29 protein-coding genes are annotated in these 22,813 nt (G+C 28.3%); 8 read left to right on the top strand and 21 right to left on the bottom strand.

Annotation, left to right across the window (positions count from 1 at the left end):
* Positions 1 to 49: 49 nt before the first annotated feature.
* Together CLCOS_RS08075 and CLCOS_RS08080 are read right to left on the bottom strand one after the other, a co-directional pair.
* Complete coding sequence (locus CLCOS_RS08075) at positions 50 to 880, bottom strand: prephenate dehydratase (RefSeq protein WP_063600630.1); 831 nt, start codon at positions 878 to 880, stop codon at positions 50 to 52.
* Between the two features lie 168 nt (positions 881 to 1,048).
* Positions 1,049 to 1,480, bottom strand: a complete 432-nt coding sequence (locus CLCOS_RS08080) for a MarR family winged helix-turn-helix transcriptional regulator (protein ID WP_063600631.1) — start codon at positions 1,478 to 1,480, stop codon at positions 1,049 to 1,051.
* Between the two features lie 294 nt (positions 1,481 to 1,774).
* On the opposite strand from CLCOS_RS08080, the gene CLCOS_RS08085 reads away from it, so the two are divergent.
* Both CLCOS_RS08085 and CLCOS_RS08090 read left to right on the top strand, forming a co-directional pair.
* Complete coding sequence (locus tag CLCOS_RS08085; RefSeq protein ID WP_013239200.1) at positions 1,775 to 2,455, top strand: YczE/YyaS/YitT family protein; 681 nt, start codon at positions 1,775 to 1,777, stop codon at positions 2,453 to 2,455.
* A 151-nt stretch (positions 2,456 to 2,606) separates the two neighbouring features.
* A complete protein-coding gene (locus CLCOS_RS08090; RefSeq protein ID WP_013239201.1) occupies positions 2,607 to 2,855 on the top strand; it encodes a hypothetical protein in 249 nt (82 codons plus the stop codon).
* A 297-nt stretch (positions 2,856 to 3,152) separates the two neighbouring features.
* Here the strand turns inward: CLCOS_RS08090 and CLCOS_RS08095 are convergent, their stop codons facing one another.
* Positions 3,153 to 3,347: a hypothetical protein gene (locus tag CLCOS_RS08095; RefSeq protein WP_013239402.1), complete on the bottom strand. Its 195-nt coding sequence runs from the start codon at positions 3,345 to 3,347 to the stop codon at positions 3,153 to 3,155.
* 697 nt (positions 3,348 to 4,044) lie between these two features.
* On the opposite strand from CLCOS_RS08095, the gene CLCOS_RS22350 reads away from it, so the two are divergent.
* Both CLCOS_RS22350 and CLCOS_RS08100 read left to right on the top strand, forming a co-directional pair.
* Positions 4,045 to 4,203: a hypothetical protein gene (locus tag CLCOS_RS22350; protein WP_192847901.1), complete on the top strand. Its 159-nt coding sequence runs from the start codon at positions 4,045 to 4,047 to the stop codon at positions 4,201 to 4,203.
* Positions 4,204 to 4,258: 55 nt separating this feature from the next.
* Positions 4,259 to 4,936 carry a phosphatase PAP2 family protein gene (locus CLCOS_RS08100; protein WP_082853540.1) on the top strand — a complete coding sequence of 226 codons (678 nt, stop codon included), beginning with the start codon at positions 4,259 to 4,261 and terminating at the stop codon, positions 4,934 to 4,936.
* 61 nt (positions 4,937 to 4,997) lie between these two features.
* Here the strand turns inward: CLCOS_RS08100 and CLCOS_RS08105 are convergent, their stop codons facing one another.
* The 9 genes from CLCOS_RS08105 to CLCOS_RS08135 form a co-directional block, all read right to left on the bottom strand.
* The gene (locus tag CLCOS_RS08105; protein ID WP_063601090.1) at positions 4,998 to 6,317 is read right to left on the bottom strand and encodes a sensor histidine kinase; all 1,320 of its coding nucleotides are present in this window, start codon (positions 6,315 to 6,317) and stop codon (positions 4,998 to 5,000) included.
* Between the two features lie 89 nt (positions 6,318 to 6,406).
* Positions 6,407 to 6,550, bottom strand: coding sequence for a cyclic lactone autoinducer peptide (locus CLCOS_RS21455; protein ID WP_082853539.1), 144 nt, complete (start codon positions 6,548 to 6,550; stop codon positions 6,407 to 6,409).
* Between the two features lie 219 nt (positions 6,551 to 6,769).
* On the bottom strand, positions 6,770 to 6,904 hold the full coding sequence (locus CLCOS_RS22970; RefSeq protein ID WP_023161902.1) for a hypothetical protein: 135 nt from the start codon (positions 6,902 to 6,904) through the stop codon (positions 6,770 to 6,772).
* Positions 6,905 to 7,087: 183 nt separating this feature from the next.
* Positions 7,088 to 8,287, bottom strand: coding sequence for a D-glucuronyl C5-epimerase family protein (locus CLCOS_RS08110; RefSeq protein WP_082853538.1), 1,200 nt, complete (start codon positions 8,285 to 8,287; stop codon positions 7,088 to 7,090).
* A gap of 209 nt (positions 8,288 to 8,496) precedes the next feature.
* Complete coding sequence (locus tag CLCOS_RS08115; RefSeq protein WP_023161905.1) at positions 8,497 to 8,784, bottom strand: putative quinol monooxygenase; 288 nt, start codon at positions 8,782 to 8,784, stop codon at positions 8,497 to 8,499.
* A gap of 102 nt (positions 8,785 to 8,886) precedes the next feature.
* Entirely contained in the window at positions 8,887 to 10,083 is a 1,197-nt protein-coding gene (locus CLCOS_RS08120; protein ID WP_063601089.1) for an alpha/beta hydrolase family protein, read from the bottom strand.
* Positions 10,084 to 10,085: 2 nt separating this feature from the next.
* Complete coding sequence (locus tag CLCOS_RS08125; protein WP_063601088.1) at positions 10,086 to 10,727, bottom strand: TetR/AcrR family transcriptional regulator; 642 nt, start codon at positions 10,725 to 10,727, stop codon at positions 10,086 to 10,088.
* Between the two features lie 128 nt (positions 10,728 to 10,855).
* Complete coding sequence (locus tag CLCOS_RS08130; RefSeq protein ID WP_063601087.1) at positions 10,856 to 11,233, bottom strand: hypothetical protein; 378 nt, start codon at positions 11,231 to 11,233, stop codon at positions 10,856 to 10,858.
* A 176-nt stretch (positions 11,234 to 11,409) separates the two neighbouring features.
* Positions 11,410 to 11,784, bottom strand: a complete 375-nt coding sequence (locus CLCOS_RS08135) for a MerR family transcriptional regulator (protein WP_063601098.1) — start codon at positions 11,782 to 11,784, stop codon at positions 11,410 to 11,412.
* 78 nt (positions 11,785 to 11,862) lie between these two features.
* On the opposite strand from CLCOS_RS08135, the gene CLCOS_RS08140 reads away from it, so the two are divergent.
* On the top strand, positions 11,863 to 12,231 hold the full coding sequence (locus tag CLCOS_RS08140; RefSeq protein WP_063601086.1) for a carboxymuconolactone decarboxylase family protein: 369 nt from the start codon (positions 11,863 to 11,865) through the stop codon (positions 12,229 to 12,231).
* 78 nt (positions 12,232 to 12,309) lie between these two features.
* Here CLCOS_RS08140 and CLCOS_RS08145 read toward each other — a convergent pair whose 3' ends face one another.
* Complete coding sequence (locus CLCOS_RS08145; protein ID WP_063601085.1) at positions 12,310 to 12,891, bottom strand: flavodoxin family protein; 582 nt, start codon at positions 12,889 to 12,891, stop codon at positions 12,310 to 12,312.
* Positions 12,892 to 13,007: 116 nt separating this feature from the next.
* On the opposite strand from CLCOS_RS08145, the gene CLCOS_RS08150 reads away from it, so the two are divergent.
* Positions 13,008 to 13,835, top strand: a complete 828-nt coding sequence (locus tag CLCOS_RS08150; protein WP_063601084.1) for a helix-turn-helix transcriptional regulator — start codon at positions 13,008 to 13,010, stop codon at positions 13,833 to 13,835.
* Positions 13,836 to 13,843: 8 nt separating this feature from the next.
* Here the strand turns inward: CLCOS_RS08150 and CLCOS_RS08155 are convergent, their stop codons facing one another.
* From CLCOS_RS08155 to CLCOS_RS08185, 8 genes are all read right to left on the bottom strand, one after another.
* The gene (locus CLCOS_RS08155; RefSeq protein ID WP_192847900.1) at positions 13,844 to 15,307 is read right to left on the bottom strand and encodes a sensor histidine kinase; all 1,464 of its coding nucleotides are present in this window, start codon (positions 15,305 to 15,307) and stop codon (positions 13,844 to 13,846) included.
* 21 nt (positions 15,308 to 15,328) lie between these two features.
* Positions 15,329 to 16,663 (bottom strand): erythromycin esterase family protein, encoded by a 1,335-nt coding sequence (locus CLCOS_RS08160; protein ID WP_063601083.1) that lies wholly within the window; start codon positions 16,661 to 16,663, stop codon positions 15,329 to 15,331.
* Positions 16,664 to 16,675: 12 nt separating this feature from the next.
* Positions 16,676 to 17,449 (bottom strand): ABC transporter permease, encoded by a 774-nt coding sequence (locus CLCOS_RS08165; RefSeq protein WP_063601082.1) that lies wholly within the window; start codon positions 17,447 to 17,449, stop codon positions 16,676 to 16,678.
* A 14-nt stretch (positions 17,450 to 17,463) separates the two neighbouring features.
* Positions 17,464 to 18,285 carry a hypothetical protein gene (locus tag CLCOS_RS08170; protein ID WP_063601081.1) on the bottom strand — a complete coding sequence of 274 codons (822 nt, stop codon included), beginning with the start codon at positions 18,283 to 18,285 and terminating at the stop codon, positions 17,464 to 17,466.
* A gap of 15 nt (positions 18,286 to 18,300) precedes the next feature.
* Positions 18,301 to 19,038 carry an ABC transporter ATP-binding protein gene (locus tag CLCOS_RS08175; RefSeq protein WP_063601080.1) on the bottom strand — a complete coding sequence of 246 codons (738 nt, stop codon included), beginning with the start codon at positions 19,036 to 19,038 and terminating at the stop codon, positions 18,301 to 18,303.
* Positions 19,039 to 19,373: 335 nt separating this feature from the next.
* A complete protein-coding gene (locus tag CLCOS_RS08180) occupies positions 19,374 to 20,057 on the bottom strand; it encodes a response regulator transcription factor (protein ID WP_063601079.1) in 684 nt (227 codons plus the stop codon).
* 6 nt (positions 20,058 to 20,063) lie between these two features.
* Positions 20,064 to 20,228: a CDP-alcohol phosphatidyltransferase family protein gene (locus CLCOS_RS21465; RefSeq protein ID WP_242866916.1), complete on the bottom strand. Its 165-nt coding sequence runs from the start codon at positions 20,226 to 20,228 to the stop codon at positions 20,064 to 20,066.
* A 34-nt stretch (positions 20,229 to 20,262) separates the two neighbouring features.
* Positions 20,263 to 20,667 (bottom strand): DUF5391 domain-containing protein, encoded by a 405-nt coding sequence (locus CLCOS_RS08185; protein ID WP_063601078.1) that lies wholly within the window; start codon positions 20,665 to 20,667, stop codon positions 20,263 to 20,265.
* 116 nt (positions 20,668 to 20,783) lie between these two features.
* Between CLCOS_RS08185 and CLCOS_RS08190 the strand changes: the two genes are divergently transcribed.
* Positions 20,784 to 21,473, top strand: coding sequence for a response regulator transcription factor (locus CLCOS_RS08190; protein ID WP_063601077.1), 690 nt, complete (start codon positions 20,784 to 20,786; stop codon positions 21,471 to 21,473).
* 19 nt (positions 21,474 to 21,492) lie between these two features.
* Positions 21,493 to 22,545: a sensor histidine kinase gene (locus CLCOS_RS08195; RefSeq protein ID WP_063601076.1), complete on the top strand. Its 1,053-nt coding sequence runs from the start codon at positions 21,493 to 21,495 to the stop codon at positions 22,543 to 22,545.
* Positions 22,546 to 22,813: the final 268 nt, after the last annotated feature.

Below are 22,813 nucleotides of genomic sequence, written 5' to 3' on the forward strand. Positions count from 1 at the left end.
CAAGATAGTACTGTGTGATTTCGCCTAATATTTATTTTAAATTGCTACTTTAAACTAATGAATAAGAACCAAGAATTTTAACTATATTATTCTTACTAATTTTGTCAATTACTTCTTTAACACTTTTTTCTTCAGGATAATGTCCATCAATGTCAATAAAGAAATAATATTTTCCAAGTGCTTTTTTAGTTGGACGTGACATTATGGAAGTTAAATTAATATTTTTCTCAGAAAATTCATTTAAAATTTTTGATAGTGCCCCAGGTTTATTGTCTGCAGCATCCATAACAATTATTGAAGTTTTATACCGTCTATTAATATCATATTTTATAGTATCTTTTGAAAGTACAATAAACCTTGTATCGTTTTCTTCCGAATCAGTTACATTCTCAATATTAAAAGAAAATTTATTACTAGCTTTTAGCATATGTCTTGGAATTATAGCTGCTTGTCCTAAAATGCCTCTTTCTACTTTTTGAAATGATTCTCCATTACTTTCTGTAGTTATAACTTTAGCATTAGTAACCTGTTCTAAAAAATTATAGCATTGTCCTTGAGTTTTAAATTGAACGTATATTTTCTCAATATCAGATATACCTAAAGTATTACTAACAATTGAAAACTGAATTGGAACAACAGTCTCATATATTATATTGAAATCTGTTTGTGAAAGTAAATCAAGTGTAAGTTGTACATATCCATCAAGGGTATTTTCAATGGGTATAATTCCTAATTCACATTCCTTACCAATTCCTTTAAAAACTTTTGTTATAGTAGGATAAAACGTCATTTCTGCACTTTTGTCAAATGTTTCGATGTATTTTTTTGCAGCAAGTTCACTAAAAGTACCTGCTGGGCCAAGTGTAGCAATCCTATTCATTTATTTAATCCTCCAAAGTACCATCTCTTTAATTTTATCTTAATTTATCAATATTGCCTGATTGAATATTTGCCTGTATTCTAACTACAATTCACTTTCTCATAAAACCACACCTCAAAATATATCTAATATGCAAGGTACTATAAATTCTATTATCATAGTATATCATTACACATATTTTTTGCAATTTTTAATACTATTCTCCATAACCTTTTCCATTAACTTTTGAAAAACGTCACATTCTATATCGCTCAAATTTTCAGTCAATCTATGATGCCACTCATCCTTTATTTCTAATATTTGGGGATAAATAGCCATAGCTTTATCTGTAGGAAAAATATTGAATGCACGTCTATCATTTGAATTTATTGTTTTAGTAATAAATCCTTTTGTTTCAAGTTGTGATAAAACCTTTGCTACAGTGCTCTTATCTATAATCAATCGTTGAGATAATTCATCTTGTGTCTGTCCAGCATTTTCACAAATACAGACTATATACATAAATTGTCCACTAGTAATTTCTAACTTTTCAAGATGCTCTGTATAAAACATTTGTGTACGACGATGTGTCACAGAAACATATTTTGATAAATCCTTCATAATAGCCCTCCTAATTAAAGTTTCATATGCAACTTTAATTTTAAAATAAGCAAACTATTATGTCAATAAATTCCCTAATAATAGAAATAGATTAGCCTAAATATTGACACTCTATTAGTAAAACATTATAATAATAGTTGCATATGAAACTATTATTATCAATGAATCTTACTTAGTAGGAAAAGCAGATATCTCAAATCTTTGATTTGGTGATAGTCACTTTCACAAAGTGCGTAGGAGATAACAGTAGGTAGCCATCAGATAAATAAAACTTCTCATTAGGAGGCATTGTTAATGTCAAAACTTAAAATAATTATAAGATATTTTATATTTATAACTGGCTTATTTTTTATGGGTTTAGGAATAAGTCTAACCACAAAATCAAATATGGGAACTTCACCCATCAACAGTGTCCCATATGTACTTTCCATGATATTTCATCTTACCCTTGGACAATTCACCTTCTTGTTGAGTATTTTATTTTTACTTACAGAGATAATTATTTTAAGAAAAGATTTTCCAAAGGAACAATTTCTTCAAGTGTTTGTAGGCCCATTCTTTGGTTTGTTCGTTGATTTAGGAATGAGCATATTTCGTTTTGTAAATCCAAATATTTATATAGAAAAAATAATCGTTTTACTTTTGGGCTGTTTTGCTCTTGCTTTAGGCGTGTATTTACAGGTTATTGCCAATGTAATTATAAATCCTGGAGAAGGTGTTGTAAAAGTTATTGCTAATAAAACAGGGAAAAAATTTGGAAACATAAAAATTATGTTTGACTCCACCCTATGCATAATTGCAATAGTGATTTCACTTTTTACTTTTGGAAAAATAAAAGCAGTACGAGAAGGGACAATAATTTGTGCCGTACTTGTAGGAAACATTACAAAAATATATAGTTTTATTTTTAAACGTTTTAAATATAAAAAGACTAAATATGAAACTGAGAGCTATGAAAGCAGTGAGAGTATATAACATTCTAACTGCTTTTAGTTTATCATAAATTTAACTCTCCTTCAAAATCATTTTTTTAACAATATAAGTTAGAAATTTATTTTTATCTACAAATTCCTAACTTATATATGATATACTATAAAAAATATTACATATTTAGGGGAGGTTCATAATGAAAAATAAAACAAAATTATTTGCAATTGGATTACTTTCAGCTGGAGCTTTAGTTCATGTTATTCATAAGGTAAGGAAAAAATCTAAATCAGAAAATATGATTATAATATCAGATGACGATTCTGATATTGATGATAAATTAAGGCTGCTTTTATCTCAGGGCAAAAAAATTAGAGCAATTAAGGAAGCTAAACATGATTTGCATCTTAATTTAAGGGATGCCAAAAAATATGTAGAACAATTATAATCCATACATTAATGTAGAATGCAGAAATTGAAAAAGCTCCGGATTTCCGGAGCTCCCTTTTTAATGTCATCAATACATTTAATATTTCAAAATCACTAAAATAATTAAGGGATGTTCATGTTGTAAATTTAAATAATAAAAATATAACACAAATTTTAATTATATAGTGTATTTTTCACCTAGTTTGTAATATAATAGTAAATATGTAGGGTGAGTGGATTGCAGGAAGCTGTATACATTCACAAAACTATGTCATGCATGAAAAAACTTATATGAGCAAGTAGCTTTTAGCCGAAGTTACTTGCTATTTTCTTTTTTAGGTTTATCTACATCGACCCTAACATCATTTAAAACTTTATCTTTTGAAACACTTGTCTTGCTTTCAAAAAACATTTTAATTTTATCTTGTTTATAACAAAATACTGATAAAATACATAGACTTGATACTTCAGTTATGGAAAGCACTATAATGCACAAAAAGAAAAAGCTCATTCATATTACCTCCTCCCATTGTGTCAACCCATTATACCTGCAATCCACTCATATAGCAATTACGGGAGAAGGTAATTTACATAACATAATTTACTGCTATTGAATACATTATATCACATTAAACCATAATTATGGTAAATCAAAGAATAACAATTTGTGAATTTATTAAAATTTTAAAAACAATTAAATTATACTGAAAAAGATATGCCCAACTGGGGATTGATCTAAGTTCTATATATAATTATATGCTATTACCTATTGAATAAATTCCTATTTAATACTATCATTTTATTAATAAATCCATATCTTGACAAATATTATCAAAACCTGTGTTTACCTATTAAATTGCAGGTTTTAAGATATATCTATTTTAAAACCTGCTTATATATTTGAATAATTTCTAATAATCAGTTCACTATATTTGCACTTTTTACCAACATGCCTTTCTACTAGATTATGGCTTCTCTTAACTTCATCTATACTAAAATCTTTATATAGATCTCTTATTATAATTTTAAGAATTAGAAACCAGTTAGAAAAATTTTAAGCAAACTCTTTATTATGAGTACTTCTAGGATTATAATGAAAATAAGAAATTGCTAACTTACACAGGTTGAGATAGAATCCAATAACTTGGCAACTGAACTTTTAATTGATAAAAAAGACATACTGATTTACATAAGAAAGGAGTTTGTTTATGGAAGAAAATAAAAAGGCAAATAAAAAAAGTTATTCTTATTTGGCTCTTGGAATAAGTTTAGGAATTCTGTTTGGAACATCATTCCATAATCTTGCTTTGGGGATAGCACTTGGCTCTGCTTTAGGTATAACTTTAAGTGACAATAAGACAGCTTAGTATTACAACTTTATAGTGTTAATAAACTTTGGTATTATTAACAGGGAGGAAGAAAATGATGTTATTAGCAAAAAGTACTTATAAAAAATATAACCACTTTTTATCGTTAACTATATTTATATTTTTAACCTTATGGTTTGCATATCTAAAAAAAACTATAGTTTCTCAACATATTATGTATTCTTATCTTGATTCTAAAATACCTTTTGTGAAAGAATTCGTTTTAGCATATTATTTCTGGTTTGCTTATATGTCTATTGGTTTTGTATATCTTGGTTTTGTATCAAAAATAGATTTCTATAAAATGGAGCTATTTCTTTCATTAAGCATGACTATTTCCTTTATAATATTTATACTATATCCAAATTCTCAATTTCCCAGACCAAGTGTATCAGGTAAAGATATTTTTTCTCGGCTAGTTAATTTTATTTATGACCATGATGGCACAAACAATGTATTTCCAAGCATTCATGTTTGTAATTCCATTGGAGTTCATATAGGATTAATTAACTGTTATAAATTAAAAGATAAAACTTTAATTAAAAATTTATCACTTATAGCTACTATATTGATATGTGCTTCTACAGTGTTTATAAAACAGCATTCAATTATAGATATTGTTGGGGGAGTTATTCTTGCTGCAATAATTTACATATGTATTTATCAAATGCCAAAATTATTTATATCTTCACTAAAAATAGGAAATTTAAAAATTGAAAACAAAAAATACTAATTCGATATCTATAATTTTCAGAGATAAATAATAGAGCGGTCTTAGGTTATAGTTCCATTATTTATCCTCCTATCTTAAATTTCACTAAAAACCTAGTGATTTCAGGACTACTTTCCACATATATTCTTCCATTATTTTCTTCAACTAATTGCTTAATAATATACAAGCCAAAGCCATGATCACTTTTCTTAGTGGTTTTTGTGGAAAATCCTCTATCAAAAATCTTTTTTCTCATGTTCTCTGGAATGACATCCCCATTATCAGCTACTTCAATACAAAAATCTTCATGTTCTATAAAAGTACTGACAGCTATCTCCTTATAATCTGTATATGTCTTAGATTGAAATGCTTCAAAAGCATTGTCTACCAGGTTGCTTATTATACTTATCAATTCATTCTGTTTAATGCTTATCAAATCAAAGGGTTCATCAATCATTACTTCAAAGTCTATATTATTTTTCATGGCATAATTGTTTTTAATAGACAGCAATCCATCTATGTAATCATTTCCCGTATTCAAGTATTTAAAAGTTGATTTTACGGTATCTGAAATTTTCAACACATAGTCATTTATTCTTTCAACAGTATTAGGCTTGTTTAACAAACATAATCCCTGTATAACATTAATATGATTTCCAAAATCATGTTTTTCCTGCCTTATTATGCTAATTATTTCTTCCATGTTTTTAATTTGGCTTTTTTTAATTTTATACTTAGCATTTATATTTACAAGTGTTTGTTTTTCTTTTAAGTTTTTGAATTTAAAGATTAGAAATACAAAATATACGGTAAAAATTAAAATATTATATATTTGTATATTTTTTATATTAAGAATGCTAAAGTTAATACAAAATGCAAAGAGAGTAACTACTCCTGATTCAATTATTAAGTTAGAAAAAACGACACCTTCTTTTTCAAATATTTTGAGTTTAACAAAATAGGAATTAAATTTAAAAATCATAGCTACAATAAAAATTTGTAATACTTTAGAAATTATTATTGTAAACCAAAAATATATAGGCTTTAAAACAGTTTGATTTAAAACTATGTTATATGCAAACATTTCAATAATTTGAATAAAAAATTCTGTACTAAGAATTATTGTAAAAAATAAAGAAACTATAACTGTAGAATCAAAAATTTTTATTTTTGTAATCCATGCTAGTAATAAAATGTCAAATATTACAAGAATCAGTGAATGATAAGCCAAAGGAATATACAATGTACTCCAATAAGTGCCAAGAATAAACAATATACAAAATAATCCTGACCTAACTTTATTTTGAATTATAAATTTTTTCTTATCACATAGTGCTTCAAAAATACCTAAAATAAGTAAAGCTTCTATAATATCTAATACTATTTCTCTTATAATAACCATATACTATCCCCTTTGTTTTTTAATTTGATTTTTTATAAACATTATAAATTAATATTTTTAATGTTTATAAAAAATCATAAGTTAGTATATTACTTCAAAAGTTCATCAGGACATTTGGGTTGATGGCAGGAACCTGATGATGCTGGAGTTATAACTAATGCTGCCAGAAACAAAGACAAATAACCTACCATTTTCATACTTTTATTTGAGAAATTCTCTTTTAAATTTTTCATTTTTCATATACCTCCTATAATGTTTTAATTTATAAGTTTTACAATAATTTAGATTTTCCTGCTATATATTACAAAAAAGAATAAAAATAAGAAAATTAATTTTTGTTTTGTAAATATTTGGCACATAAGATTCATAAAAAAATGGAGCTATATTAGACTATAGCTCCATTTTTTTGATATGATAAAGCTTATTAGTACAGCAAGCCCCTATTCTATAATTTAACTCTTTTTAACAGAATTATATTTGGATTTAGTTTTATCTTCAGGATTTATATATTCAAAGTCTCCTTGTGAATTTTTTCTTATTCCCATCTTTTCATATTGCTTATCCTTAACTTTACGCTTATTAACCATTAGTATCACCTCTAGCTTATTATCTATAACAATAAGCCATTATATTCAACGTAACTTTTATATTCTTTTCATTCCATTTTTATCAAACAATTTTCTTAAATGAATTTCTGTAAGAGGAATCGAAGCTAAAAGTAAAATTACAGATATCTTAGATGAAACTCACAAATCAGTAAAAATATTATTTTATATCAGTGTAACATAACTATTCCATAAATCTCTCATATCCTTAAAATACTTGTCTTTGGTAATATAATATATTGTGTCAAGCTGCTTTACATGTACAGAATGATAGTATCCTGCACTATTGGGTTTGGAATTGTTTGTTATATAGTACAAATCATAACTCGTAAAACCTCCAATATCGTAGTAAGGCAAAATACATTTAAGGCTGTCAATCCCCTTATTGAAATACTCATAAGCAATATTAGAATAGTACTTGTTTTGAGTTTCTTTAACGTGCCACCAATCATATAATCCCATTAAAGTGAAAATATATCCATTTAATGTATATGAACTAGTAGTATTTACATATTCCTGAAAAAATACCTTGTTTCCTAAATTCGGGTCCAATGCCTCCAGTGTATCCATTACACCTCCTTCTGAAACAGGTGTAATGAGATACTTTAAAGCCTTATTTCCAGCTTCTATATATTTTTTATCTCCTGTTATTTTAAACGCCCTTTCAAATACACTTAAAGCCTGACCTTGTGCCATACTCGATGTCCATCCAGGTTTCAAGTCCTCATAATGATTGTATGCAAAATTATATTTTAGAGCACCTTTTTTATCCATGTAATTAACTAAAAAATCAGCACAGTTTAAAAAACTCTTTTTTGTATCATTTCCATTTATATATTTACCATACATAGACAATGCATATAATTCTACTGATACAGGATTATAATAAAACTTACCACTATATTTACGCATAGGTATATTATTTAAATCAAACTTAAAATCAGCACAGTTTTCATCATTATTCTTTTCACAATCAAAATAGCACTTATAAGGACTATAATAATGACTTAATTCAACTGAATATCCCTTTAACTTATACTCCTCTTTTGATTTAGACACTAGTTGAATAAAATTTGGACAATATCTATATTTTGTGGAAATTGGTTTTTTTACCTCAGCTAGTTTCTTATAGACAATTACTTCATTTTTAATATGCCTTGGTGCCTCACTCTTTAGTATTGAATTATATCCTTTAATGGCAGATTGAAATTTTCCCAAAGCTTGATATTTTTTACTTGTAGAAAGTATTTCATTAAACGTAACTTTTCTATTTTTATTATTCAAACGTACTGAGGCATACCCTATATTGCTGCTAGAAATAATTATAATACTAAAAATTAGCAATATTCCTTTTACAAATTTCATCAGTTTTCTCCTTTTTTAATCAAAATTCTTACTATTAGTATTATTTTTCAAATGTATAGTTTTTATTAAAAATTTGCATATGAAATAAACCTCACTTTGTATAAATTCATATAGTTAAAAATTTATACAAATGAGGTTTTTATATAGAAACTCCATGCTAATAAGTTCTATGTTGTAATTCTATTCTTTGTGTCAATAAATAATTTGGATTAGAAACAATTAGTATATACGTTTATATCCATATCATTTTCTTGAATTTTTGCAAGCTGTGCCATTATTCTTACAAAATGAGGTGACTTCATGTGTCTAGTCAAACCATCTTCATCCTTCCATTCTTCTATAAAAGTTAGAATTTGTTTATTACTAATATCTTCATATAAATTATAAGATATATTAGCTTCTTCTTTTAAACTTTCTGTAATCAATTCAGAAGAAAGTTTCTTGAATTTTTCTGTTTCACCTACTTTAACACAAGCTTTTGCTACAACTTTAAGCATACTATGTCACACCTTTCCTTAAATTATGAACATTATATCATATAAATATCAAAATAAGAACATTCATGGTACACTCTTTTCTTAAAATATATACTCCATATTCTAATGTTTTTTATTAATTATTGTCTCAATCCAGTTAAAAATACGTTCACCTGCAATTAACTTAGCTCCAACCTGGCAGTGTTCTTCAGCACCTTCTTTTTTAGTAAAAAGCATAAAATCCTTTTTACACTTGAGATCATCATAGAGAAGTTTAGCTTGTCCTTTAAAGTATCCTTCATTTTCAGTATCAATAACAAGTGTAGGACAATCAATTTTTTCTGCTATTCCTTTAAGGTAATAATTTTCTGTTTTTAGGAAGCACTCAGCAGGCGTCTTTGCATCAAATACATACATTGCATTTGAAATTGACCACTTAATCGCTGAACTTTTTTTCATCTCTTCATACATACTGTTATTAACTTCTTCTGGATTATTACGCACATATTCGAAAAAACCTTCCCTTGAAAAATTAGAAGGTCTCCTGAAGCCCATGAAATCATATACCCCTCCATTAGCAATGCAGGCTGCTATACGTTTTTCATATACTGCCGCTCTTGGGGCAAGATATCCTCCAAAACTTTCTCCCATAAGCACAATACGATTTGAATCTATCTCTTTTCTTGAAATTAGATAATCTATTACAGGTGTTACAACTTTTTCATAATCATATCTAAAGAATAAATGCTGCTTTCTCACAGCTTCTCCCTGTCCAGGACCTTCAAAGGTAAAAAAGTTCATACCCCTTGCTAAGGCTGACATTGCCATTCCATAAAATTCTTCTTTAGTTCCATCAAATCCATTCACAAGAACTAAAACAGGTCTTTTTTCATCTCCTTCATAATAAAAATGTCCTGGAAGTGTTGTATTTTCGTATGGTATTTTAACAGCTTCTATAACAGGTTTGTTTAATTTCATAACCTTGGAAAAACATTTAATACCTGCATCATAGAGTTCATTTATTCTTGGATCATTTGGATTCTCATGCAAATAAAATTCAGCTGTCCTATAATAGTTAGAAGCTCTGAGATATGCCTGCTTTGCACTAACTAAATGGCCTTCCAAATAGCATTTGTCTGCAAATTCATGAATTCTCTTTGCAAGTTTAGTCCATTCCCTGCACCAGCTTTCAAAATCTCCTTCTACTATCTTGTTTGCAGTTGAAATAACTTCTCCTATATCAGAAGCTCCAGAAACAGCTCCTCCAAGAAGCCTCAGTACTTGAAATGAAAATTGGTCATCTTTAAAAATTACCTTCATAATTAATTTTCTCCCTTCACTAATTGGTTAATATTGGGTATATTTAAAATTCCTTTATGTACTCCTAGTATTCTTTCAGCTATATCTTCAGCAGCTTTAGCCTTTATTTTTAAATCTTCAAGATTTGTATGGAAAATTCCAGGATCAAACATAAATCCAGTAGCTACTAGCATATACTCTGCAGCTTCTTTTGGATACTTAGTATTAAATGCTCCCTCAATTACTCCCTGTTCTATAATTGAAGCATAAACAGGTATTAGTTTATTTATAGAATTTATAATAAATTTTTGGTGAACCCCAGCATTTTTTTCAGTATGAAGCTCTAAAAACAAATCATCTTGTCTTCTATCTAAGTTAAATTCAATTTTTGCAATTAAATTTAACTTTTCAATTGCATTTAGATCTTCTCGTTTTTGAATATCAATAATTTTCCCAATTCTTTCTTCTGATAAATTTTCAAGTACTGCAAGAAAAACATCCTCTTTGGACTTATAGTAAATATAAAATGTACCTTGAGCTATACCTGCTAATTTTACAATGTCACTTATTACTGTCTTTTCATAACCTTTTTCTCTAAACAACACTTGTGCTGCTTTTAATATATCTTTTTTCCTCTCTTCTGGTTCTTTAACTGTCCTGCTCATTTTTTCCTCCTCATTTTGAATGACATCATTCAGTAAATATATAATACCATAATGAATGATGTCATTCAACAAAAAGTTATACTTAACTACCCTATGTTAAATATAGAGCAGTTAAGTATAACTTTAATTTAAAATGTGCCTCCCTTTAAAACATTCATTAATTGTAATAAGTCTGTTTCATTAGCACCTTGTTTTTTTGCCTTATGGTCGATAGACATATGATTTTTACCTGATAAAGCAGATAAGCAATATTGTGTTGCATCATACCCTGTTAAATTTTGCGATGATTTTTGCTTTTCCATTTTATCAATAGGAATCTTACTTATTAAATGCTTATTATTACTTTCATCTACTACATATGTACAATAATATTTTCCTACTTTTTCTGATATAACTTGTTTACTTTTTTTTGATTTCTTCATATCATTGGTGCTCTCTTTACTATCTGTTACTACAGGATAAGCATAAGAATTACCACTAGAAATACTATTTACAGCTGAACTCATTTTTATACCTCCTTAATGGAATTTTTATTATATATTGTATATTATAGCATATTGTTTTCTAACCTTGAAGAACAATGCCTTTGAGAAATCCTATATATCTTATTTACATAATAATTTCTTTTCATCTGCTTTAAACGGAAGGTATAAGTGTTAATAATGGGACCGTACAATATCTGCTACTTTAGAACCCTGGTTTTAGCTATCATTTTCTTATATGTATTGATTTTTTTCTCAAGATGCAGTATATTATCTTCTATTTTACTTCTTTCAAAAGTTAACCTGTCCATTTGCTCTTCTAATAATTTTAATCGCTCTTCCAGTGTTTTGTCTCCTTCATATCTCAATTTAGAATAATATTGTATATCCTTAATTGGCATATTTGTCTCTTTTAGACGAATTATGAACTTTAACCACTCTACATCTTTTTCATTATATATTCTTCTGTTAATCTTGTTTCTCTCAGGATAAATTAAACCAAGTTTCTCGTAATACCTCAATGTGTCACTACTTAAACCAATCTTTTTAGAAAACTCTCCAATATAATAATTCAATTTGATTCCCTCTATTGACATGGAGTTAACTCCATCATATATGATAATACTATCATGAAATTAGGAGGTATTTCAATTATGGAAAATAGATATGAAAAAGGAACAAATAAGCTTAAGGAAGTTGATGGAACAGGGGGAACAGAAGTAGTAGAATCTCTTAAAGATATTGCTCCAGACTTAGGAAAATACATTATTGAATTTGCTTTTGGAGATATTTATACCAGACCAACATTTGACTTAAAACAGAGAGAACTTGTTACTTTATCTGCACTAACTGCATTAGGTGGATGTGAAAAACAGCTAAAAGTTCATATTAATGGTGCATTAAATGTTGGGATAACAAAAAAGGAAATTATAGAAGTTTTTCTACAGTGCATCCCTTACGTTGGTTTTCCAAGAGTCCTAAATGCCGTTTCAGTTGCAAAAGATATTTTCTTAAATAACTAACAAATGAAAGCCTAAAATTCTTACAAATAAGGATTTTAGGCTCTCATCCATTTCTAATTTAAATTTTATACAATCTAATTATGATTGTATATTTACTCCGATAACTTTTGCTTGTTCCTGAATCTCTAATGGAATACCCTTTCTAAAACCTGCTCCATCTAAAATTATACTGCCAACTACACTAAATCCTCCAGCTTTAACCACCGTTTCCACAGCCTGTAGTGTACCTTCACCTTGGTTTATAAGCTGACTAATTGGAAATGGGGAATTACATGCTGTAACCACAGCAGCCTTTTTACCTTTGTGAAGAGGAATAGGCTTTTCAAGTCCACTTGAACCCATTTTTTCAAAAGCAGTAAGATTCCTATCAATAAGTGTTTTTAAAGGTCCTGACATATTTCCAAAATAAGTAGGACTGCCAATAACTACTGCATCAGCAGAACGAATTTTATGCCATACATCATGCCCATCATCTTTTGAAAGAACACATATTCTATCAGGTCTGCACTTTAAACAACTTCGGCATGGTTTTATATTTAAATCATATGCATGTATCCATTCCACAGTATGCTTCAGGTCAATTGCTTTTTCAATGCATTTCATTATAGCAACCGTATAGCTATTTTTCCTAGGTGATCCATTTAAAAATAATATTTTCATATTTAATATTCCTCCAACTATATTGTTGTAAATATATTAACTCATCATTTATAATTGTAATAGAAGTTAATTTATACTAGTATAAATTATAATAGGATAGAAAGAGGATTTTAAATATGGAAGAACAACGTTATGAAGAACTAGGAGACTTTTTAAAAATAAAGAGAAATGAAATTTCACCATCACAAGTAGGACTTCCAGAAGGCTTAAGACGTCGTACTCCAGGTCTTAGGAGAGAAGAAGTTGCATATCTTTCAGGCGTAAGCTTAACCTGGTATACATGGCTTGAACAAGGACGACCTATAAACGTTTCTGCAGAAGTTATAGAAAGTCTGTCAAGGGCACTAATGCTTGATAAACAGGAGAGAGTACACCTTTATACTCTCGCAAAGCAAGTACCTCCATCTGCTATCCCCTTATATCAATCAACTGTAAATACATCTCTCCAGCATGTATTAGATAATTTAATATTAAGTCCATCTTATATCATGGATGCAAGATGGAATGTTATCGCATGGAATAAAGCAGCAAGTGTTGTATTTGCAGACTTTAATAAAATCCAAGTAACCCAGAGAAATATCGTATGGATGATGTTCAACAATTTTGATTATAAAAATTTGTTTATAGATTGGGAATCTACCTCCCAAGGAATAATATCTCGGTTTCGTTCAAATTATGCAAAATATATTGATGATCCCTGGATAGTTAACTTTGTCCATGATCTTGAGAGCAGAAATGAAGAATTTAATCTATTTTGGTCAAAACATAATGTACAGATAAAAAGTGAAATTCATAAAAAAATCAACCATCCAATTGTGGGTACAATGACTTTTGAATTTAACAGTTTTGATATTTCTGATAGTTCAAACTTAAAATTAATTGTCAATACTCCACTTTCAAAAACAGATACTAATGTAAAAGTTAAATCACTGCTAGATAAATAATTCTTTTATTATGCTCTTTTATTTGGATTTTTTATAGGTATACAAACTTTGACTTCAGCTCCACCTTCATCATTATTTTTAACTTCAACAGCACCTCCTAATTTATCTACCAAAGTTTTGACAATATAAAGTCCTAAACCTGAATGTCCTTTTTCCTTTGATCTGGATTCATCCCCTTCATAAAACTTTTTAAATACATTTTCTAAATCTTTTCTTGAAAATCCACATCCAGTATCGCAAACAGAAAAAATCACTTTATCTGAATTTAACTTTAAATTTAAAGTTATTCTTCCATCTTCTTTAGTAAACCTTAAACTATTGGAAACTAAGTTATCAAGTATTTCTGACAATACATAAGTATCCATTTTTATTAGATCATTAGAACTTCTCAAATCTTGAATATTGCATACAAATTTTACTTTTTTACCCTGTGTTAGTACATCATAATCCATACTTTTTTCGTTTATATAAGCTATTAAATCACATTCACTATCACTTAGCTTAAAAGTTTCATTTTCAATCTTAGTTAGTAAATTTATTCTTTGAACTTGATTGGACATTCTATCTATATTTCTGTTTATTAAATTTAAATATCTATATAGCTTGTCCTCATTCAATTTCTTACTTTCTAAAAGTCCCTCTACATGCCCTTTTATAATTGTAATGGGGGTTTTTAAATCATGTGCAACATCACTTACTACCTCTCTTCGCTCTTCTTCCATTTTCCACTGGTTTTCTAATGACTTCTTTAAATCTACTCTCATATCCTCAAATGACTTGCAGAGTTTTCCAAGTTCATTATTATTTTCATAACTTATCTTAAACTCCAAGTCCCTAACTCTTGTTCTTTCTGCAGCCTCCATTAACTGTTTTAAAGGTACATTTAATTTCTTGTTAAATCTACGGCCAAAAAATATACTAAATACTATGATATACACAAATGGGGAAAGTATTACAAAAGTATCTGAATACCTAGCAATAAAGTTAAAGTTAGGATTTTTAGCACTACATCTTATATAATATTTTAATATAACCATTCCTTTTAAGTCTTTGTTATCTATAATAGGGATAGACATTATAATTTCTGGATTTATCCGTCCATTAATTTGGGTTGTTTGCTCTTTACTTATAGGCACTTCTGATGCAATAGGCTTTTTAAAATAACCATAAGAAAGTTTGCCAGCTGAATCTACTACCTCATATTCAATACCAACTGTAGGTATTACTTTTTCAAGTTTATTTTTAAAATCTTTATTTAATATTTTATCCTTATTCTTATTTATATATTGTTTTATTCCAGGTACTAAATCACTATAATAACCTGCTCTTAATATTACTCCTTTATTAATAAGCTGAATATGCAATACCAAACCTGCCAAGGTAAAAAAAATGCTTAATATAATTACTGAAATAATTGAAAGCATAAATTGTCTCTTAAAAGTTATATTTTTTATTATATTTAATTTCCCCATATGTAATCTGCTCCTATATAATTAGTTAGGCTCTACACTACTTGTAGTATCTGCAAATATCAATCCATCATATCGAAGGTCTAAAATTTCAGATTCAAAGCTTTTATTTTCTCCAGGAAAAACAGCACCTATATCATGACAATATTGAGGTTTTGACAAAATATTTTTTGCATATTTATTTTTCTTACAAGTGTTGAAATCAATGAAAAAAATAGGATTTACCTTAGAGAAGATGTATGCTGCTGAATTTTCTTTTGCTGCTTTTAAGGTACATTTTCCATTAACTGTTTGTCCATTTTCCTTATTTGTATAGTTGGCTATTAAATCACCTTTATTAAACTCAAAACCAATAACATACATTTTGCTACCATACATATCATATAAGTTTGAGCCCATTCTCTTTACATTTCCTTCTGGATAATCTGAATTTGAACTACCAAACTTGTCTATTCCTTTTGACACATGTAAATTATGTGCCCACAGCATTATCTTGCTGTCTTCTCCTTCATGATCTAAAATCCACTTTACATTTTCCGCCATATATTTATCTCTTTTAGTTTCTTTTTGAAAATCACTGCCTCCTGTGCCGAACATATCATAAAACTCACATATGACATTTAAATTTTGCATATAAAGCTCGTATTGTTCTTTTGAAGACTTTTTTATATATTCATCTTTATTTTTTTCAAAAATATTTTTTATTTGCTTAATGCCATCAATTGGAAGCTGTTTTTTTACTCCATAATCTAATATTTTGTCATTAAACTTTGAAAGTACTTCATGTACACTTGCTTCATAGGATGGATCAACTTTGTTTAAATAATTTATAATATTTTGAGCCGCTGTATGGCTGGACTGCATATCAAAACCATAGAACTTAATTTTCTTTTCATGTGTTTTATTGTATTCCTTCATCCATTCTACCATATCTAAAACTTCCTTAGTATCCCAAGTCCAAAATCCCAAATTTTTTATAAGCTTACTCGGGTCGCCATTACCATTTAAAATGTAGTCATTTACTGCCATACAGTCAGCCTGTGAAGCTTCCATAGCAAAAACATTATAACCCATTTCTTCCACAAGGAACTGAAACATTCTATGTTTCATCTGAAAAAATTCTTTAGTTCCATGAGTAGCTTCTCCCATAGCAACAATTCTTTTATCCTTTAATATAGCTTTTAAAGGCATTAAGTCTTCAAAACCACTATTATATTTTACTGTCTTTAAATTCACCGCTTTAGTTTTAAAAGCCTGTACAACTTTATTTGATTTATATTTACTAGATTGGTTATTAATTTCAATACCTATTAGTATAAATATAAACGCAGAAATCACTATAATTATAATTTTTTTCAATAAAATCAGCTCCTAATAAAGATAATCTTTCTTTTGCCATAAAAATATACTTACAAGTAATCCCCCAAGCAAGGTGATTATTAAAGTGATGTAAAAACTCATAGGAGCTGTATTTGATAAAACATGGAAACCATATTTTGTAGTTTTATCTAAAAACTCAAAGGGCTTTATATATAAGCCCAAACCTACAAGTGCAGCTATAACAGCTAAAATTGAAATTATAGAATTACTTATTACTAATCCAATAATGCTTGATATTGATAAGACACATAAAGCTATTATAAATTGTATGATGAAAAATTTAGCAGTGTATAAAAGTGCTCCAGACATTGAAAATTCCTGTTGTATTTTATAAAACCTTACACTTGATACATTAGGCATAAACAAATATCCAAAAATTGTACTTATTATAAAGGTCATAAATATCAGTACAAATGTACTTAAAGTTAATACTATCCATTTGCTTATTATAAATTCATATTTTTTATAAGGTCTTGTTACATACATTCTAAAAGCGCCTATGGATTGTTCATAATTAATTGAAGTTATAAATAGAATAGGTAAAATTAAATACATCACTTCTATTCTTATTTCATAAAATGCAAAAGGTGAAAAATTAAGTCTGTTCAAATCTACATTATAATTTACACAATCATAGGACCCCCCTGGAGCTATATACCTAAATATACAGCTTAGTATTATCATGCCTAAATAAAATACTATTAATAATTGATTCCTTCTATTTTGAATCATTCTTTGAAATTCTGAAGCTATTAGTCTTTTCATATTCGTGTTACCTCCTAACAATAACAATCTTGATCACTAAATAAACTATGTGCAATTAAATAAAAGACAATTATGTGAAAAGCAATGGATGTAAATATTATCCCCACTTGCTGGGGCGTTTGTGCCAAAAGTGTTTCTATCCCTATATATTGAATTCTTGTAATAAAAGAAAAGTATAAAATGTTATATATTTGAGAAGCATTATCCATAAGAAAGGAAAATATCTCTGGTAAAATTATAGATACAAGTATAAATGCTAAACTAGCTGAAAGTGTACCTATAGTAGTTTTACACATCATTGATATACACATAATAACTGATATAACAGCAGCTAAAACTAAAAAGGCAATAATATAATATTTTATGTTGTAGATCATACTTTCACTTATTGTAAACTTATTTGAATAGTAAGGAAACTTAACCTCCTGTTTTGATAAAGCTAAATATCCTAAAAAGCTGCTTAAAATAAAATTCGTAATTAAAAGTAAAAATACTGTACTCAATGTAACTAGATACTTTACTTTAAAAATTTCACTAAAGGAAAAACTTCTTAGCATTACCATTCTCATTTGCCCTTCTCTATACTCACTGGTTACAGCCATGATAATAAGAAGGATTACTATAACATCAAAAAACAATATGCTTTCGTTTCTTAAGATTACGCTTGGAAAATTTAAGCAAGAAACATATTTAGGGCTATTTAGAGTAATTAAAGCATCTGTTTTAATATAGTGTTTTATAGCAATTATAATTGCCAGAGGTATTAGCATAAATGAAATCCATGTAGATTTCCTATTCCACAATCTTTGCCATTCACTAATAAATAATTGTTTCATAATCACGTTTTCCTCCTAACATCCACTTACTAATTTTATAAAGGCATCATCTAATCTACCGCTTTTGCCCATGGATTCTAGTTCATCCTTACTTCCCTGCCATACAAGTTTTCCTTTGTTTATTACTACAAATCTATTGCAAAGCTGTTGAAGTTCATCTAGCAAATGACTCGATATAAAGAAGGTTATTTTCTTTTCTTTTTGGAGCTTAAATATAAGTTCTCTTAAATCTCTCATGCCCATTGGATCAAGTCCATTTGCAGGTTCATCTAAAATAATTACTTCTGGATTGTTTAAAAGTGCTTGTGCAATTCCAAGCCTCTGCTTCATTCCTAAGGAATAAGTTTTAACTTTATCTGAGCCCCTATCTTGAAGGTCTACTATCTTTAAAACCTCCTCCACTTTTTCTTTTTGTTCAGACTTTGACATACCTGGATTTAACATAGCTAAGTTCTGAAGATTTTTTCTTCCTGACATATATGGAAAGAATATAGGTTCTTCAACTATTGCTCCAAGTTTTAATAATGCATTTTTTCTTTCTTTGACTATATTAGCTCCATTTATAGTTACTTCTCCTTCCGTAGGTGAAATTAAATTTGTTATTACTCTTATCATAGTAGTTTTTCCTGCACCGTTAGGTCCAATAAAACCACAGATATCACCTTCATAAACATTGAAGGAAATGTTTTCTAATATAGTTTTTTTCCCTATCTTTTTGCTCACATTTTTAACTGCAATTTTTTCACTTGACATAAATTAATGCCTCCTAATTACTAATACTTTTTAAACACAAGGTAATTATAAGAGGCAATTTTAAAGTTTTCTTAAAGTTCCTATATTTATCCGATGACTACTTGCTCTAATACTCCCACTTCTTCAAGTAGGAGTAAAGAGCAATTACGTCCCTGGATAACGATTTTCCCTAAAGGATAACGCCTTCTAAGTGCTGAAGCACTAAGAATCCTGTTAATAAGCATCAGGTGGAGTTAAAGCTCCATCTGATGCCAAGAACTCTGTTTATTGCATAAAAAATAGACTAAACCAGGTTTTTGGCTTAGTCCTATCTGCTCGTAAAAATTTTAATAGTCTTACTTTTCCCACTTATACCCTACTCCCCAGACAGTAGAAATATATTCTTCTTCAGGATCAAAGTTTTGAATCTTATGTCTTATCTTTTTAACATGCTCTGCTACCGATGCTGAATCTCCTTCAGCATCATACCCCCATACTTTCTCGTATATCTGTTCCTTTGAAAAAACTTGTCCACAATTTACCGACAAAAATTCAATTATATCAAATTCCTTCTTAGTTAAAATTACTAACTGACCATTACAGTAAACTTCTCTATTTCTTAAGTTTATACTCACATTTTTAAAGTATAAATTGGCCTTTTCAGAATTATTTGCGTTTCTTTTTTCTCTTCTCAAATGAGCATGTATTCTTGCTTTTAATTGTCTTAAACTAAATGGCTTTTGAATATAATCGTCCCCACCAGAAGCAAGCCCCTTAACTATATCTCTTTCTTCTCCTTTAGCAGTTAAAAAAATAATTGGACAGCTTACTATATCTCTTATATCATTACATACCTCATATCCATTTTTACCTGGCATCATAATATCAAGTAATATTAAATCTGGATAAAACTTTATTTTTTCCAGGGCTTCTTCACCACTAGAGGCAGTAAAAACTTCATAATCATCTTCCTCCAATGAATCTTTTAAAAAAGATATTATATCCTCTTCATCATCTACTACTAATATTTTTTCTCTCAATTTTTATCACTCCAATAATAATTTTGCTACATATCCATCAAGAACATCAGTAATTTGACAAGCAAGAAATATTATAAAAAATAATTCACTCAAAGGTCTTACAAATAACATCATAATTGCAAGAAATATTCTTAAAAGCGATATACAATTTGCTGCTGAATTAATTATCATTAAATTATCCTTCCTTGTATAATCATACTTTGCCTTACTTTGATGATGAACGAAATACTACTAAAAACCAAATAGCATTTACAATTAATGAAACAATGCAAATAACTCCTATTAATGTATATAATAAATTTTTAGCAAATAAACTAGACATAAAGACAACTGTCGTTAATGAAAAATCTGATAATATTCCAACGGCAAGAACAAATGCCATTACAAATCTCACTGCTCTTATTCCTAATATATAAATGATTAAAGGTACTATATACAATAATAAAACAATACCCACAGATAACCACATACCAAAAGAATTAAATTTATTTGCATTAGGCCCAGAATTAGTAAGCGGTGAAAGAGAACTTATAACTATTAGCGAGCAAAAAAGTACTGCAGAAACTAATGTTATAAAAATAACCTTATACTTATTTTTTTGTTCTATCATTATTTAAGCATCCTTTCTTAATTCTTCTATTTTGTTTCAGCAAAAAATGAATTATTAATTATATTATATTATGATAAAATGGAAATAAGCAACATTACTTTTAAGAGGTGTATTGAATGTACAATATAATGTTAATTGAAGATGATAAAAAATTAAATAGTCTTATAAGAAATCATCTTAAAAAGTATGGATATCAAACTTGCTGTGTAAATGATTTTTGTGATATAAAAACTGAATTTATTAAAAATAACCCCCATCTTGTTCTCATGGACATTAACTTACCCTTATATGATGGTTTTTACTGGTGCAGAGATATAAGAACAATATCTAATGTTCCTATAATATTTCTTTCAGCTAGAAATTCTGATATGGATCAAGTTATGGCCATTGAAAATGGAGGAGATGATTATATAACCAAACCTTTTTCCTATGATGTACTCATTGCAAAGATAAAAGGAGTTATAAGAAGAGTTTATGGAAGTTACTCAGAAAACAGCAGCAGTGAAGTATTTGAATCAAATGGACTTTTTTTGTATTTAAATCAAAACGTAGTAGAGTACCAAAGTAAAAAAATAGAACTTAGCAAAAAAGAATTTCAACTTTTATACTCTCTAATTAAAAATGCAAATAAAATTGTCTCAAGAGAAACATTACTGGAAGTTTTATGGAATGATATTGACTTTGTTGATGACAATACATTATCCGTTAATATGACCCGAGTGAGGAAAAGGCTTGAAGAACTTGGAATTACTAAAGTTATTGAAACCAAGCGTGGGCAAGGTTATAAAATAGTCCCTAATTGGTAAAACAAAGCAGGTGAAATAAATGAATTTCAAAGACTTTCTTAAGGATAAGATACCTTTTGCAGTAATTTATTTTTTAGCTACTGCTGCAGTTATACTTGTAATGTATCTTACTTTAATCATAAACAAAATTGAACTTATGAATAATAACATACTTTACGCCTGGTTAATTTCAATAATCTTTTTTATACTATTTTTAATATATGATTATTTAAAAAATAGACATTTTTATAATCAGCTAAATGTAATGTTAAATGCAAAGGAAGATTTAGATAACATACTTAATATAGGTAATTGCAGCACTCATGAGCAGGAAATGTTTAAAAAGCTCCTACTTAAAACTTATAAAATCTACAGTGAAAGAACTATAAAATATGAAGAAACACACAAAGAATACATAAATTTTATAAATAAGTGGGTACATCAAATGAAAACTCCTGTATCTGTTATGAATCTCATACTTCAAGATGAAATAAATGAAGATAATAGAGCTGTATTTGACAGTATATTAGAAGAAAATGAAAAGTTATCTCATGGTCTTGATATGATGCTTTGTAATGCAAGAGTTAATGAATTTAATCTGGATTTTAATGTAGAAAGTTTAAATATAGTATCTATCATTAGAAAAGTTATTAATGGCAATAAAAAATCTCTCATAAGGAACCATGTATTTCCTAAAATTACAACTGATGCAGCTGTAACAGTAGAAACAGATAAAAAGTGGATTTACTTTGTAATAAATCAAATAATTATAAATGCTATAAAATATTCAAAGCTGAAAATTCAGGACAACAAGTACATTACCTTTAAAATCAAAGCTGAAAATTCAAAAATTATATTATCCATAGGTGATGAAGGAATAGGTATACCAAAAGAAGATCTAAGTAGAGTATTTAATGCTTTCTTTACAGGTAAAAATGGAAGAAAAAGTGATGAATCTACAGGCATGGGAATGTATCTTGCCAAGAAAATATGTGATAAACTTGGTCATGAAATTCTTGTAGAATCAGAAGAAGGCAAAGGTTCCACCTTTTCTATTGTATTTTTCAAGGGTAAAAACTTGTTTAAATTTTAATCTTTCAATATTGTAAGATTAAAATTGTATTTGAAAGAGAAATCGATACATTGATTTCTCTAATTTTTTTATAATATATACATAAACAGAGTTCTTGGTTTCAGGTGGAGTCTTTTCTCCATCTGAAACTTAGAAATCGTTATCCAGGGGCGTAGCAGCCGTTATGCACAGCATAAGAACTCTAAATCGCTGAAGCTCAAGAGTTCTAATATCACCCACTTTATAAGAAGATGGGGGTATTACGGCTGGTAGCCATCGGATAAAGTTC

This window comes from Clostridium coskatii, from assembly GCF_001675205.1.
GTDB classification, from domain to species: Bacteria; Bacillota; Clostridia; order Clostridiales; family Clostridiaceae; genus Clostridium_B; species Clostridium_B ljungdahlii.